Origin of the sequence: Wolbachia endosymbiont (group B) of Camptogramma bilineatum (assembly GCF_947251825.1) — a bacterium.
Taxonomy (GTDB): domain Bacteria; phylum Pseudomonadota; class Alphaproteobacteria; order Rickettsiales; family Anaplasmataceae; genus Wolbachia.
Map to the genome: position 1 here is coordinate 894,481 of NZ_OX366391.1, position 15,426 is coordinate 909,906.

Annotated in this window: 13 protein-coding genes and 6 pseudogenes; 14 read left to right on the top strand and 5 right to left on the bottom strand. The window is 34.4% G+C overall.

From position 1 onward, the window contains the following. Nucleotides 1-9 precede the first annotated feature (9 nt). The 9 genes and pseudogenes from OPR44_RS04585 (at nucleotide 10) to OPR44_RS04625 (ending at nucleotide 6,555) form a co-directional block, all read left to right on the top strand. Nucleotides 10-516 (top strand): annotated as a pseudogene (locus OPR44_RS04585) (phage major tail tube protein). 88 nt (nucleotides 517-604) lie between these two features. Continuing rightward, nucleotides 605-859 carry a phage tail assembly protein gene (locus OPR44_RS04590; RefSeq protein WP_019236447.1) on the top strand — a complete coding sequence of 85 codons (255 nt, stop codon included), beginning with the start codon at nucleotides 605-607 and terminating at the stop codon, nucleotides 857-859. A 115-nt stretch (nucleotides 860-974) separates the two neighbouring features. Further along, a complete protein-coding gene (locus tag OPR44_RS04595; protein WP_265014536.1) occupies nucleotides 975-3,263 on the top strand; it encodes a phage tail tape measure protein in 2,289 nt (762 codons plus the stop codon). After that, entirely contained in the window at nucleotides 3,263-3,619 is a 357-nt protein-coding gene (locus OPR44_RS04600) for a phage tail protein (protein ID WP_265014537.1), read from the top strand. The genes OPR44_RS04595 and OPR44_RS04600 overlap by 1 nt, the downstream gene beginning before the upstream one ends. Next, nucleotides 3,616-3,825: a tail protein X gene (locus OPR44_RS04605; RefSeq protein WP_262986439.1), complete on the top strand. Its 210-nt coding sequence runs from the start codon at nucleotides 3,616-3,618 to the stop codon at nucleotides 3,823-3,825. Before OPR44_RS04600 ends, OPR44_RS04605 begins: the two co-directional genes overlap by 4 nt. Further along, nucleotides 3,826-4,761, top strand: a complete 936-nt coding sequence (locus OPR44_RS04610) for a phage late control D family protein (RefSeq protein ID WP_265014538.1) — start codon at nucleotides 3,826-3,828, stop codon at nucleotides 4,759-4,761. Between the two features lie 52 nt (nucleotides 4,762-4,813). Beyond that, complete coding sequence (locus OPR44_RS04615) at nucleotides 4,814-5,326, top strand: ankyrin repeat domain-containing protein (RefSeq protein WP_265015447.1); 513 nt, start codon at nucleotides 4,814-4,816, stop codon at nucleotides 5,324-5,326. An 84-nt stretch (nucleotides 5,327-5,410) separates the two neighbouring features. Further along, entirely contained in the window at nucleotides 5,411-5,632 is a 222-nt protein-coding gene (locus tag OPR44_RS04620) for a hypothetical protein (RefSeq protein WP_265014539.1), read from the top strand. 8 nt (nucleotides 5,633-5,640) lie between these two features. Beyond that, nucleotides 5,641-6,555 (top strand): patatin-like phospholipase family protein, encoded by a 915-nt coding sequence (locus OPR44_RS04625; protein WP_264706846.1) that lies wholly within the window; start codon nucleotides 5,641-5,643, stop codon nucleotides 6,553-6,555. A gap of 95 nt (nucleotides 6,556-6,650) precedes the next feature. Here the strand turns inward: OPR44_RS04625 and wmk (OPR44_RS08790) are convergent. The 5 genes and pseudogenes from wmk (OPR44_RS08790) to wmk (OPR44_RS04650) form a co-directional block, all read right to left on the bottom strand. Beyond that, nucleotides 6,651-7,630 (bottom strand): annotated as a pseudogene (gene wmk / locus OPR44_RS08790) (WO male-killing family protein Wmk). A 46-nt stretch (nucleotides 7,631-7,676) separates the two neighbouring features. Then, nucleotides 7,677-8,586: pseudogene (wmk, locus tag OPR44_RS04635) on the bottom strand (WO male-killing family protein Wmk). Nucleotides 8,587-8,672: 86 nt separating this feature from the next. Further along, nucleotides 8,673-9,861 (bottom strand): annotated as a pseudogene (locus tag OPR44_RS04640) (hypothetical protein). A 170-nt stretch (nucleotides 9,862-10,031) separates the two neighbouring features. Then, nucleotides 10,032-10,697 (bottom strand): JAB domain-containing protein, encoded by a 666-nt coding sequence (locus OPR44_RS04645; RefSeq protein ID WP_264376224.1) that lies wholly within the window; start codon nucleotides 10,695-10,697, stop codon nucleotides 10,032-10,034. Between the two features lie 172 nt (nucleotides 10,698-10,869). Beyond that, nucleotides 10,870-11,774 (bottom strand): annotated as a pseudogene (wmk, locus tag OPR44_RS04650) (WO male-killing family protein Wmk). 362 nt (nucleotides 11,775-12,136) lie between these two features. Between wmk (OPR44_RS04650) and OPR44_RS08680 the strand changes: the two are divergent. The 5 genes and pseudogenes from OPR44_RS08680 to OPR44_RS04675 form a co-directional block, all read left to right on the top strand. Continuing rightward, a pseudogene (locus tag OPR44_RS08680) lies at nucleotides 12,137-12,382 on the top strand (PD-(D/E)XK nuclease family transposase); the annotation flags it as partial. Between the two features lie 330 nt (nucleotides 12,383-12,712). Next, complete coding sequence (locus tag OPR44_RS04660) at nucleotides 12,713-12,991, top strand: hypothetical protein (protein WP_265014542.1); 279 nt, start codon at nucleotides 12,713-12,715, stop codon at nucleotides 12,989-12,991. 8 nt (nucleotides 12,992-12,999) lie between these two features. Further along, nucleotides 13,000-13,740: a reverse transcriptase N-terminal domain-containing protein gene (locus OPR44_RS04665; RefSeq protein WP_265014543.1), complete on the top strand. Its 741-nt coding sequence runs from the start codon at nucleotides 13,000-13,002 to the stop codon at nucleotides 13,738-13,740. A gap of 262 nt (nucleotides 13,741-14,002) precedes the next feature. After that, a complete protein-coding gene (locus tag OPR44_RS04670; protein WP_265014544.1) occupies nucleotides 14,003-15,145 on the top strand; it encodes a recombinase family protein in 1,143 nt (380 codons plus the stop codon). Further along, nucleotides 15,073-15,396 (top strand): hypothetical protein, encoded by a 324-nt coding sequence (locus OPR44_RS04675; protein ID WP_265015448.1) that lies wholly within the window; start codon nucleotides 15,073-15,075, stop codon nucleotides 15,394-15,396. The genes OPR44_RS04670 and OPR44_RS04675 overlap by 73 nt, the downstream gene beginning before the upstream one ends. The last annotated feature ends 30 nt before the right edge of the window (nucleotides 15,397-15,426 follow it).

The following is a 15,426-nucleotide window of genomic DNA, read 5'->3' on the forward strand; positions in this document are numbered from 1 at the left end:
GAAAGCAAAGTGTTACCGAAAATACTGAGAAATTTTAACGTATTTGTTGATGGTCGTGGTTATGCAGGAAAAATAGATGAAATTACGCTACCAAAACTTACCATAAAAACAGAGGAGTATCGTGCTGGTGGTATGGATATTCCAATAAATATTGATATGGGCATGGAGAAACTTGAAGCAGACTTTACTTTCGCTGAGTATGATTCAGAACTATTTAGACTTTTTGGCTTGATAGATGGAAACTAAGTATCTTTAACGCTCCGTGGAGGAATGCAAGGTAGTGGTAGCAATGAGGTTGAAGGAGTAATTATCAACCTTAGAGGCATATTCAAAGAATTTGATTTTGGTAGCTGGAAACCTGCTGAAAAAGCCACTCTAAAATGCACTGTAGCTGCTCATTATTATAAACTTACGATAGGTGGCAATGAGCTGATAGAGATCGATGCTAAAAATATGATAAGAAAGATAAATGGCGTTGATCAAATGGCCTTGCTGCAAACGGTTTTAGGAATATGAAAACTTATTTGAAATTTTATTTTTTAAGGAGAAGCATATTAAAATAACTTTAAAAGTGTAAAAATATTTTATTTTTTAGGAGAATTTTATGAAAACTATAACACTAAACAACCCAATTACAGTTGATGGAATTTCTGTCTCAGAGTTATCGATGCGCGAACCTAAAGTAAGAGATTTACTTGCTATAGAACGTATAGAAGGAGAAGCCTTGAAAGAAGTAGCTTTAATTGCTAATCTAACATCCGTGCCAAAAGAAGCAGTTGAGGATTTATGTATTAAAGATTATGTAGAAATACAAAAGGTGCTAAAAGATTTTTTGTCACCGCTGGAACAGAGAACTTAAAGTATAATGTATTACTACTCAGTTCTATTTCAGGAAGTGGAATTGAGCAGATTACTAATATGGATGTAAATGAATTTTTATCATGGGTAGAAATAAGTAAAGGAGTAGCAAAAAAATGTCAATGCTTTCAATAAAAATAGGTGCGACGTTAGATGGAAGTTTTAATAATGCAATAACAGGTAGTGCAGCAAAGCTTTCTAAGCTGGGTGATAGTATAAGGCAGCTTGATTCGTCAATGAAATCTGTTTCCAAATTTAAGCAACTAAATTATGATGCCCTTGAAGCAATGAAGAATTGGAAGGAAGCGGAGAAAAAAGCAAAAGAATCAGCTGCAGCAATTGCTAAAGAGAAGAAGGAAAAAAAAGAGCCAAGCAAAGCACTGAGAAATGAATTCGAAAAATTGAAAGCATCAGCATCAAAAGCAAAAGAGGCTTATATCAAAAAGAGAGATGCACTTCACACATTAAATGAAGAAATCAGGAAAAGTGGAAAGGATGTCAAATCTTTAGTGAGAGATCAAACTAAACTTGGTTCATCTATTGAAGTACTAAAAGGAAAATACAGTAAATTAGGATCTGTAATACAAAAACAGCGAAATGCTTTGGCAAAAAAAGCGCATTATAGATCACAAGTAATGGAAACTATAGGACTAGGTCTTTCACTTGCAGCACCAATTAAAGTTGCGATTGACTTTGAAAGTGCTATGGCTGATGTTAAAAAGGTAGTAAATTTCAAGGATGGAACAAATGAAGCCGAAGAATTTGCTCAAAAATTGAAGAAATTATCCCGTGAAATACCATTATCAGCTTCAGAGTTAGCACAAATAGCTGCAAGTGGTGGTCAGCTTGGCATCGACAAAGGTAAGCTGCTTGAATTTACCACAACAGTAGCTAAAATGGCCACAGCATTTGATATGTCTGCCGAACAAGCTGGTGATTCCATAGCTAAACTCGCTAATATTTATGGAATTGCAGTAGAGAAGATGGAAGGAGTTGGTGATGTTATAAATCACCTATCAGATAATACTGCAGCTAAGGCAAACGATATGATTGAAGCACTTGCTAGAGTGGGTGGTAATGCAAAACAATTTGGTTTAGATATTAATCAGACAAGTAGTTTAGTAAATGCCTTCATTAGTTTAGGTAAACAACCTGAAAAAGCAGCAACTGCTGTCAATGCTCTGCTTTCTAAACTTCAAACTGCTGAAGGGCAAGGAAAAGAGTTCAAAGCAGCATTGGAATCGATAGGTATCACTGCAGAGGAAATGTCACAAAAGGTTGCTGAAAACGGGCAAAACGCTCTACTTTGTTTTTTTGAAACTCTAGAAAAAGTAGATAGACAGGAACGTTCACAAATCCTTCTCAATCTCTTTGGTCAAGAATATCAAGATGATATTGCATTAATAGTTGGAAGTTTGGAAGAATATAAAAAAGCAATAGATTTTGTGACTGATAAAGAAAAGTATAACAAATCTATGCAAAAGGAATTTAATAACCGTGCAAGTACTACAGCAAATAATTTACAGCTGCTTAAAAATACAACAGCAGAGCTAGGAATGAACTTAGGGTCAGTTATGCTACCGCCTTTAAATTGGATAAGTAAGATTTTGAGGTCTATATCTACAGGTATAGCTTGGTTCGCAGAGAAGTGTCCAATTTTAACTACAGGAGTTATGAGCATAATTTCAGCTCTTATTATTGGCAAGATTGCAGTGGTAGGTTTTGGTTATGCATTTGCATTAGCTGGGGGTGGAATATTAACTTTTAACGCTATTTTGCAGGGAACACTTTTGCCAGTATTAACTTCGTTATCAGCTCGAGTAATTCCAGCAGTAATCATGGGACTGAAAGCTTTAACGCTAGCTGTGGCTACCAATCCTATAGGAGCTGCTATTGCTGGACTATCAGTTGGTGCAGCGCTTGTAATCGCTAATTGGCAAAAGGTGAAGGACTTTTTCTCAAGTATCTGGAAATCAATTGCAAAACCTATAGAAAATTGGATTGGTGTAGGAAAATTGTTTAATGATAATCCAATAAAAGCATTAGAGAACTCAGTAGAAGCAAAAATAGGCAGCACAACTAAGATAATCAGTGAAAACAATGTTTTTAGTAAAGAAAATCCTTTATTGAATAATAATGCTTTTAGTGGAATTTCGAATAGTAGAACGAATATTGAAAGTGCTAGCGTGATTACAGAAAAAGGTTCTGTAGCAGATAATTCAGAGAAAGTTTTAAAAGACTGTGAAAAGTGTGAACAAAAAATTTTCAATCAAACTTTTACATTTAATATAAGTATTAAAGCAGAACCTAACCAAGATGTACGTAGTCTTGCTGATGCAGTAATAAAAAGAATAAGAGAAAAATCGCGAGACGTTCTATTTGATTCAATAGAGCCAATTTACTAATGCTATCACTTGGTCAACATAAGCTTTCTCCAACAAGTGTAAGGTACAGTAAAGAAAATCGTTGGAGTACTATTGAGTGTATTGGTAAAATACCTTCATTACAAAATATTGGCCAAGGTACAGAAAATATAGACTTAGAAGGAATAATTTATTTTCATAATCTCAATGATTTAAATCAATTAAAAAGTATGAAAGAAGCTGAGAAAAATCAGGAACTAAGTATCTTAATAGACAATTTAGGAAATGTTTTGGGAAGATTTGTTATTGTGCGGTTAGAAGAAAAGCAAACGTCGTATTTTCCATGTGGATTAGCAAAAAAGGTTCAATTTAGCTTAAGTTTAAGGCGTTATGCATGACAGTACATTATATAACCCGAGAAAACGAAATGTTAGATTACGTATGTTTTAAACACTATGGATATAGCTCTGGAGCAGTAGAAATAGTATTGGAGGAAAACCCTGGACTTGCAGATTATGGAAGTTTTTTGCCTGCAGGATTAAAGATCAGGTTACCTACAATACAAGAGCAATTAAAAAAGTCGAAGTTAAAAGTGTGGGAATAAATGAAACCTGAATTTAGCATTGAAGGAATAAAAGATCATGTAATATCGGTGCATCTTACCGACGAATCTGGTACTATAGATGATGTTGCAGAGGTATGTATTGATCATGGCAATGAAAATGTAGAAATTCCAAATGAATTGAACATAGCACTAGGTTATAAGGAAACGGGAATCTTTCCAATGGGTGTATATACAGTCAACGAAGTTACGATACAAGGCCCACCTAAGACTCTACTAATCAAAGCTCATGCAACAAATTTAAGAATATCTTTGAAGGCAAAAGTATCAAAAGAATGGCGCCAAATTACCATAGAAAACTTAGTAAAAGAAATAGCCCAAAAACATGGATATGGATACAAAGTCGCTGAGGAATTTAAGAATGTATTAATACCCCATATTAATCAGGTAGATGAAAGTGATATAAGTCTGTTAACAAAGATCGCAACAGAGCGTGAAGCAATGGCAAAATTAGCTGGTGGGTACATATTATTTATTTCAAAAAACATGGCAAAATCAGCCACAGGAAAAGCTTTAGGAACAACGACTATTAGACCTCAAGACACAATTAATTGGAAAGTGCATTTTACTGTACGTGATAAGTATAATTCAGTAATAGCAAAATGGCATAGCTATGAAAAGGGTGAGACTATTAAAGAAACAGTTGGTAGTGGCGAGCCAAGTTATATTATGCTAGAAATCTATCCAAATGCAGAGTCAGCATTAAGTGCAGCAAATGCCAAGTTGAAACAATTGAAGCGTAACAATGAAACTTTAGATATAACTATGCCTGGTAATCCAGAGTTATTTGCAGAAGCTAAACTTAATCTTATAGGTTTTAATCAAGCGGTAGATGGTAAATGGATAGTTAATAGAGCGGAGCATACTTTAAATAGCTCAGGTTACCTTACTATGTTGTCAGCATCTTTGAGTAAGTAATGTTAATAAAAAATGAGTAAATGATCTATTTAATATTAAAAAGATGTTGAATATGGATAAATTGGGTCAAGATACAAAAAACAAGCTGCATTTTTGGTGGCTTATAACAGTAATAGTATGTATTATTCCTACCTATTCCTACATGAAGGCAAAAGCTGAAGGTAATTATAAAACGATACTACGCATTGCTTCTCAAAATTGTAACTTAGATGTAGTAAAGTTTTCAGTAGAAAATTTATTAAGTGTTAACACACGAGTTCCTAAATTAACAGCATTACATCATGCATCTGATTCAGGATGCTTGAAAGTTACTAAATTTTTAGTATACCAAGGAGCTGACATTAGTGCATTAGGTGAAAATGAAAGATGGACAGCATTACATTTTGCTGCATTAGAAGGGCACTTAGAAGTAGTGAGTTTTTTACTGGAAAGAGGTGCAAATCCTAATGTTAGAGATAGAAGTGGAAAAAAACCTCGAGATGTAGCTGTAATAGAATCAAGGCAAAACAAAGACAAGCCCTACGATCAAATAATAAAGCTACTTGCAGAAGCAGAGAACCGATAACATAAAGAAATCACTAAAGCTGTAAGTTTTTTATGATCTCTATATAAACTCCCAAAACCATCCATAATAGATTAATACTTTCACATGAAAAAGCAAAAAATCCCAATAGCGGTAATAATAACAATAGTTCTACAGACTGTAGGATTCATATGGTGGTTGGCAAAACTTGACTTACGTGTACACATCCATGATAAATTTATAGAAAAAAAACAAGAACTAATCGAAATAGTCTATCGACTTGAAGAGAGAGTGAAAAACCTCACTGAAGAAGTCAACGAACTTGAAGCTATTCACAAACACAAATAAATTTTACAGTGACAAAGTACATTTTATCTGTAGATGGAGGTGGCATTAGAGGGATAATACCTGCCATTATTCTAGCAGAAATTGAATCTAGGACAAAAAAGCCAATTTCCCAGATTTTTGATTTAATGGCAGGAACCTCAACCGGTGGGATTATTGTTGCTGGACTTTGTAAAAGCAATAAACTTCAATACTCTGCCAATGATTTGGTTGAACTTTACCAAGAGTATGGAGCATATATCTTTCAATCATCATTTTGGAGAAAATCAATTGCTTCTTGGCTGAGTGGTTCTCAGTACTCATATAGAAATATGGAATTTATTCTCAACAAATACTTTGGTGAAAGTACTATGGCCGATGTTGCGAGTAATCTACTACTCACCAGTTATGACATTCACAATAGTTGTGAATTTTTCTTCAAAAGTTGGAAAGAAAAAAACATTAAGTTGAAAGATGCACTCAGAGCTACAACAGCTGCTCCAACGTACTTCACACCAAAACGTCTAAAAATTAGCCAAACAGAGAGAGTATTGATAGATGGTGGAGTGTTTGCCAATAATCCAGCGGCTTGTGCATATGCAAGTGGTAAGAGGTTATTTCCAAATGATGAGATTATACTGCTATCAATAGGCACTGGTGGAACAGATAGAAGTATAAAGTATGCTAACTCAAGGAAATTTGGCAAAATAGGGTGGATCAAGCCACTACTGAATGTGATGTTTGCCTCTGGATTGGATTGCGTTGATTATCAACTAGAACAAGTAATAGATGATAAATACATAAGAATACAATCGCAATTGAAAGTAGCATCGACTGAGATGGACAATATTACACTCAAAAATATCAAATCTCTTCAGCAAGAGGCAAATGCAATGATAAAGGACAACCAGAAATTAATAGATAAACTTTGCGATTTCATATCTTAATTTATACCAAGCAAAATTCAACTGAGCCAAAAAAGTTGGTTGGCAAATTCTACTGGTTAAATCATTAACTAACTTTACTTATATCTTAAACACATTTAATTTTCACACTCACCCAACTCATCAGCAGTTAGGCCACTTGCTCGCACAATAATATCAATAGCAACACCTTCCTTAACTAGATCTTTTGCAATCTTGATTTTCTCTGCTTTTTTAACCTTTTCTTTACCAGTTTGCATTCCTTCAGATAAAGATCTGGCTACCGTATCCAGTAATTCTTGATCCTCAATTTTTTCGCATTTACCTATAAACCCAAAAACTGGCTCATTTTCATATTCTGTTAGTCCAAGAGCTTTAATGTTAACTGATAATGTCTTTGCTATCTTATATAATATTTCAATTGGAATGTCTGTATATCCTCGTTCATAGTCGTGTATTTCTTTAGGTGTTGAACCGATTTTATTTGCCAAGTCCTCCTGAGTGTATTCCCGTATTAATCTCTGCTCTTTTATCCTTTTCCCCACTTTGTAGAGTATAGAATCAGTACAAATTTCTTTCTCTATATCATCATATTCATAAGTAGATAAGCGAGTCACTTGGGAAATAATATCAACTAAAACTCCTTCTTTCACTAGATTCTTTGCTACTTCTATTTTCGCTTCTTCTTGGCTGATTTTCTCGCTAATATATACAAACCTTACTAATGGATACAGCTTCTTGCGTAATTCCTGATCCTTAATTTCTCTATGTATTTTTGTTAGATAGACTATTTCTTTATCCTCATCTTCATACCAACTGTTTTCTCTTAGTACTGTTGGTACTGGAAGTAGATCTATAACATTAACTGATAATGCTCCTGCTATTATATACGATTCTTTGATTGTAATAGCCTTGCACCCTAGTTCAAAGTTATGTATTTCCTTATATGTTAAACCAATTTTGCTTGCTAATTTTGCCTGAGTATACCCTTGTACTATCCTACAACCTTCTATTTTTTTTCCCCAGCTCGTAGCTCAATATGCTCTGAATTATCATAGATAAATCCTCTAAAAGCTGTTTTTCCTACAGAAGCAAACATATATTCTATCACAAAAAAATCCACTATTGGCTAAGTTTTTATGAAATCACAAAAATTCCTCAATCATATAATTTGATAAGCCTGTCGTTTGCAAGATAATATCAACAGAAATTCCTTCTTTCACTAAATTCCTTGCAACTTCAATCTTCTTTTCCTCTCTGACCTTTTCTCTACAAACATGTATACCTTCAAATAAAGACTTGATTAGCATATCGCGTAATTCCCGACTCTCAATCTTTTTGTATTCTTCTATCAACTTTGATAGCTTTTCTTCCGCTTCACTATCCTCATCTGATTCGGGAAGTAGATCTATGATACTGATTGATAATACCTTTGCTATTTCATCTAACATTTCAAGTGAGACAGCAGCTCTCCCTTGTTCATACTCGTATATTCCTTGATTTGTTATGCCAACTTTATTCGCTAAATCTTTTTGTGTATATCCTCGTATCAATCTCCACTCTTTTATCCTTTGCCCTACTTTGTATGGAATGGGAATTTTGTTCTCCTCACACTCACCAATAGATAAGTTAGTTGTTCGAGAGATAACATGAGCAGAAACTCCTACTTTCATCAAACCCCTTGCTACTTCTATTTTTACCGCTTTTCTGCTTCTTTCCTCACTCAAACGAATAAATTTGGTTAATAAATAAAATACCTCGCTTAATTCTTTATCTTTATAACCCTTTACTAAATTTAATATTTCTTCATCTTCAAAATATCTTTTTTCATTTGGTAGCGTCTCTCCACAAACTAGACCTTTAACATTTACTGATAATGCTTCTGCTATAGCATATAATTTCTTAATTGGAATTTTACGACTCCCTTTTTCATATTGCAGTATTGCCCAGTACTTTACACCAACCTTCTCCGCTAAATCCTTCTGAGTATACCCTCTCTCTAACCTCCAATTTTTTTACTTTTTGCCCTACCTCACAGTCTAGACTTTTTTCCATACAAAGAACCATACATATAATATTTTCTACTATAGCTCAAAGGCTCCAGATATAATGGTAGACTCTGGAACCTTAAAATAAATGAATTAAAGCCCCCTAAAAGTTTCTTTACTATTTTCACGTACTTTATCTACCCATGAAGACAATTTTTCACTTGGGCTATCAACCTCCTTCATAAGCTGCTTGCTATTCCATATGCCACATCTCATAAAACTTCCCTTTTCTACTGCTTCTTTAAGTTTTACTCCAGCAAAAAGACAATTTTTTTCCTATTTCTTCGCCTCTTTCTTGTAATTTAGACCACATTTCCTTATTTTCTACTCTGACTTGTACTTGATCATATTTTTTTACATCGTGGTACAATATAATATCTAGCTTACCAATGCTTGTAGGAAATTCTAATATAATAGAGCTTCCATCTGACATATCGATATAGTTTCTTATACCTCACTTCTCACTTTTAACCTCAACTGCATCATTGCCAATTTTTAAAATATTACTTCCTAACTCTCTCAGTATTTTGGCTACCTCTACCTTGCTATCCCCAGAAAATTCTATATACGATGTTGTATTATCTATTTCAACATCTATTAATTCTCCTTCTTGCACAGCACTTTCTCCAGCTTTCTCTAGTTCTTCTAGTCTCTCATCTATCTGTGGCTGAACTTCTGGTTGTAGCTCATTATAGATTTCACCTATCAATTTATTCTCCAATAAAGTATCATGAAACTCTGCACCGTTTAGCATTAGTTTACGTATTAGCTTTTTACGATCAGCCTTATCAAATTTATGAAAATGTGTACCCAATATTACATACTCAGCAAAGCTCCATTCCCCATCATTACATGCATTTAGCCTTTCTCCAGATGCTAATACTTGGTCTATGGCTTTATGCAATTCATTTACGCTTTTTGCCTCTACTACAGAACTCTTAAACCAGCTTAACTTTTCACTTTCGCTTGCACTTGGCTTTATTTTTTTCAAAGCTGAAGTAAATGGATTAAAATATTCTGCTTGATCGTTTAAAGGTTTTGTACCATATATATAATCAAGCCCTTTTCCATAGTTGATTTGAACGTCTCTATTAGAGGAGGGCACTTCTCCAGGTTTTTTAGCCTTATTAATTTTGCCTACAAAGGTAGATTGCTCCTTAGTACGACCAATTCCTATAATCGCATTTGATATTTCACCCTTTGATAATCTATCAAGATCAACATTTAATTCGTAAACACCTCCTTCTTGATCATCAAAAGGTACAATTATTTTATTAACCATATTAGCCTCCGCTATTAAATATACTTTACTAAGTCTACAACCGACTTTATTACTTTATTATTAACTTAATATATACTTTTTCATTAATTATAAGCAATAATTAATGCATTTACAAATACTTTCTTCATTCAAGTAGTTAAACAGCTCATGAAAATCTTCAAACATCTCCTTTATAACAGTCCTTGCTCTTTAAAGCTAAAATACCCAACACTTGTGATGATAATATGATCCAGTAACCTAATCCCTATAGTCTGACAAGCTTTAGCCAAGTCTTTAGTTACAGCTTCATCCTCATCAGATGGCTTTAACCTTCCTTCTGGGTGGTTATGCGATATTATTATTGACGTCGCTTTTCTTATTAATGCCTTTCTTGTTACTTCTCTTATGTAAAAAGGTACCTTATCTACTGTACCAGTAAACACTTCTTCCCCCTTTAAACGGCACTTTTGATCAAAATATATTATTTTCATCTTTTCCTCCTCTGAATAGCCAATACTCACCCTTAAATATTTTACTATGGTTTCCAAGTTATCCATTACAGGTCCTTTCTTTAACTCTTCTCTTGGTACTCTCTTTGAAGCTTCCTTTAGGCATAAAATTACTGCTACTGTAGAGTCAGTTATCCCTTCTATAGTTTTCAAGTCATCTATTTCCTGGCCTAAAACTCCTCCTATTCCAAAACTATCTATTAGCTTTCTAGCAATAATTCGAGCTTCTTCCCTGTCATGCACTGCACTTAGAAACGTTTCTATTACTTCACGATCAAGTAGTGCTTTACCGTTGCTTTCTAATGCTCTGAATTCTATTTCTTCTCTACGATCTTTCTTATTATTCATAAAAATCACCCTTCACTAATAACAAAATGTTTTTATATATTTACTGCTGTTTTTTTTGTCAGCATTGGCATAGAGCCATAGCTTTCGAGTGAAGTCAAATCAATTTTTCAATCTTTTTTACTTATTTTTTTATCAAAAAGTAAATATATTAATAGATACTGATTTTTTTATTTTAAATTTGTTGAATTTCGTCTAAAGAGATGCCCACTGTTTTTAAAATAATATTGATAGAAATTCCTCCTTTTACTAAATCCTTTGCAATTTTCATCTTTTCTGCTCTTTTCACTTTCTCTTCGCAAATTTGTATGCTTTTAAACAGAGATTTCATTAGTGCATTACGTAGTTCTTGGCTTTCAATCTTTTTGTATTCTTTTATTAAATCAGGTACCACTTTATCATCTGCATCTTCTGTTAGCTCAAGTAGGTCGATAATATTAATCGATAATGCCTTTGCTATCTCATATAATTTATCAAGTGGAACAGCAACCCTTCCTTGTTCATAATTGCTTATTTCGTCACGTGTTGTACTCATTTTCTCTGCTAAATCCTTTTTAGTATACTCCCGTACTGCCCTACACTCCTTTATCTTTTTTCCTATTTTGTAGTATATATAACCTGTTTTTTCTTCAACACATTCATCAGCAGAGAGGCCAATTGCCTGTGAAACAATATCAACAGAAATCCCTGCTTTAACCAGGCCCTTTGCAATTTTTACTTTCTCTGCTTTTTTACTACTTTTCTCACCAACTCGGGTAAATTTTGTTAGCAAGTAAAACACCTTGCGCAACTCTTGATCATTAATCGTTTTATATTTTCTTACTAGATTGAATATTTCCTCTTCTTCGTTTTTAAGGCAAATTGAATAAGATCTATGATGCCAACCGATAACACTTCTGCTATAGCATACAATTTCTCAATCGAAATTTTACGTATTCCTTTTTCATACTGTAGTACTATTTGATATGTTACACCGATTTTTCCCGCTAAATCTTTTTGAGTATATCCCTTTGCTAACCTAAAACTTCTTACCTTCTCTCCCACTTCGTGATCTAAAGAATTAGTATAGCTAACGGTCATTCTTTTTCATAACCTGCCATTTTAAAAGTTTTAGATAGAAATTTTGCTAGCATATGTTACCTTTGTTGAGAACTAGTATATTAAATGCCTATAATGTGACAAGCTAAGAAGTTCACACTTTAAATAGGTATCTTTGGAGGCTGCTAAATCATAAATCCATTTTTGGCATTTGAATATATCTTATAGAAGAGTTGATAAAAAGATCTACAAAAGGGCGTCTAAGGTGCATACTAGGGTTATCTATGAAGATAATTTTTCCCAACTCTTGAAATTTTGCTAACTTTAATAGGCTTTAGTATAAAAACGTTGTATATTTCTTCACAATTGTGTATAATTATCAATGCTTTTTACGTACTCTTGCTATGGCTCTTTCAAAGTTTCTCGACCCGAAGAATGATGTCGCATTTCGCCGTATCTTTGGTACTGAAAAGAATAAAGACATCCTCATTCACTTTCTCAACGATATTCTGGGCTTTACTGGCAAAAACGCAATACAGGATATAGAGTTCTTAAGTACTATTCAAGACCCTGATATTGCCTCTAAAAAACAAAGTATTGTTGATGTCCTCTGTAGAGATTCTTCAGGTGTTCAGTACGTTTGCGAGATGGTGCGACCTGAAAGTCTTCGGTCATATTGTTTAAAAGGAGAGGAATTCATTCAGAAAGAAACTGAAAGGATTCTAAAACTTATTAAACCAGATGTTTTGCCGTCTGAGTCTACGCATCAGTGCGAATCGGGCAACCGGTTGGTGCCAAGCGATGCGGACAATGAACCTCCTCTTAAAAAAGAAGATGCTCAATCGTGAGAGGGGCATAAACTGCAAGCATCATGTGGTTGGAGGGCTAGGCTAGTGGTATGGTGAACGTAAGTGAAGCTTTATAAGTACCGATACGATGAAAGAGCTAAAGATGCTGATAAGCTCTGACCAAAAGGTAATGTGACATTTTTCATTTCTGGATGTACGCAAATCACCGGTATAGAGAAGCCACCTAACCCACTGTTGTATGACTGGAGAAACAGGGTAAGCCTGTATTTTCGCCTACATGGCAAGCAAACCGCAAGGAATGCTGATGGAAGTGCAGGTAAAGGAGAATGGAGAAAGCGAATGCCATTTTGTAACGAAATGGATAGAATTTGTAACATTAATTCGCGTGAAAACGAGCAGACTTCCATTTGGTCCCTCGTGACAAGAAACTTTGTTAACCACTTAAGGTAGGAAAGCAGATGATTACAAGTAAACCTGTAAGTGCATCTACCGAAAGATTTGAAGCATGGAAGCAATTGCCATGGAAGAAATGCCAGAAAGTTATTGTGAGGCTACAAAGACGTATTGTTAAGGCTGTCCAAGAAGGAAGATGGGGTAAGGTAAAAGCTTTACAACATCTTCTCACACGCTCTTTTAGCGGAAAAGCTTTGGCTGTTAAGAGAGTAACTGAAAACCAAGGAAAAACCACAGCAGGTGTAGATCGTCAACTATGGTCAACTTGCAATGCTAAATTTCAAGGAATAAAGCTGTTAAAACAAAGAGGATATAAACCTTCTCCGCTCAAACGAATTTATATCAGTAAATCTAATGGCAAAAGAAGGCCTCTTGGTATACCCACGATAAAAGATAGAGCGATGCAAGCATTATATCTGTTTGCTCTGGAACCGATAGCTGAAACGATCAGTGATCGTCACTCCTATGGCTTTAGACCTAAAAGATCCTGCGCGGATGCTATTGCTGCTTGTCACTTATTACTGGCAAGACGCAATCGACCACAATGGATACTAGAAGGTGATATCAAAGGGTGCTTTGACAACATTAACCATGAATGGCTTATGAAGCATATTCCTATGGAAAAGAAAATTCTTCATAGATGGTTAAAAGCTGGTTTCCTAGAATCGAAAACTCTGTATCCCACAACTGCTGGCACTCCGCAAGGAAGTATAATCACCCCGCCAACAATGTTGCAAAAAACGTAAAATTAGAGAAAAGCATTTCTCGAAAACTTCTATGTCCAAAAACAAGAGTGCCATTTATTTATAGTGCCAACAATCAATTAACCATCAGTTTCAATGAATGATATGAACATATTATTTCAAGGAAAGTTCATGGGAAATAAGAGATTAGCTATACGGATTAGCTGTAGCTATGAAACTAACCGGTTGGCAGAAAAGTATTTGTTAGATGCTTATGAAAAAGCCGTGTCAAAGCAAGTAAGCCAAAAAAATTTAAAACATAAAAATGGGATTCAAGGAGGATCAAATGGTAACAGTGAGTTTATATGCAAGAGTTTCTTCGGGGAAACAAGCACAAGAAAATACAATAGCAAGTCAAGTTGCAGCTTTAGAGAAGCAAATTAGTACGGATGGATACAAATTATTAAGTGAGTATAAATTTATTGATAATGGCTACAGTGGATCTAATCTAGTCCGTCCTGATCTAGAAAAGTTACGTGATAAAGTAACAGAAGGTAAAATTGATAGAATTTACATTCATTCAGCTGATCGCTTATCTAGAAAATATGCATATCAAATGGTATTACTTGAAGAATTTGAGAAAGCAGGAGCAGAAACGGTTTTCTTAAATTATGAGATTAACGATAATCCAGAATCTCAATTGCTGTTACAAATGCAAGGTATGATAGCAGAATATGAACGAGCGAAAATTATGGAACGAAGTCGTCGCGGAAAGATTTATGCAGCTAATAAAGGTTGTGTAAGCGTAATGGGAGGAGCTCCTTATGGTTATCGTTATATAGATAAATATATGGGAGGAGGACAAGCTTTATTTGAAATAAACGAAGAAGAAGCTAATGTTGTTAGGAAAGTATTTTTGTGGATAGGAAGAGAAAGGACAAGTATTGGGGAAGTGTGTCGTCGGCTAAACACTATGTCTATTATAACACGAACAGGAAAAAAGTGCTGGGATAGAAGTGTGATTTGGGGTATGTTAAAAAATCCTGCTTACAAAGGACAAGCGGCTTTTGGTAAAACAAAAGTAGGTATAAAGTTACAACATATCAGACCACAGAAACATTCTTGTGAACAACCGAAAGATAATTACTCTACCTATTCTGTTAAAAAAGCAAATTGGATTTATGTTAAAGTGCCAAATATAGTGGACGAAGATGTATTTGATATAGTTCAAGAACAATTAGCTGAGAATAGAAAAATAGCAAGGACAAGAGAAAGAGGAGCAAAACATTTACTACAAGGTTTAATCGTATGTAAGCGTTGTCGTTATGCATATTACGGAAGTCCTGTAAGAAATAAGCGAGGAGAAAAATTGATCATTATGCTTATTATCGTTGTATTGGTAGAGATTCTTACCGTTTTGGTGGTAATAAAATTTGTGATAATAAACACATTCGTACAGATGCATTAGAAACAGCCGTGTGGGAAGAGGTTAAGCATTTATTGAAAAATCCAAACAGGGTTTTAGAAGAATACAGGCGTAGACTTTCAGAGCTTAAAAAATCATCATGGGATCAAAAAAGCGATTTACTAGAGAAACAAGAAAATAAATTAAAACGTGGTATTGCTAGACTTATTGATAGTCATGCTCAAGAATATATTAATCAAGAAGAATTTGAACCACGAATTAAAGCAATGAAACAAAGTTTCAAAAACAATTGAAGAGGAGAAGAAAAGGATATTCGATCAAAA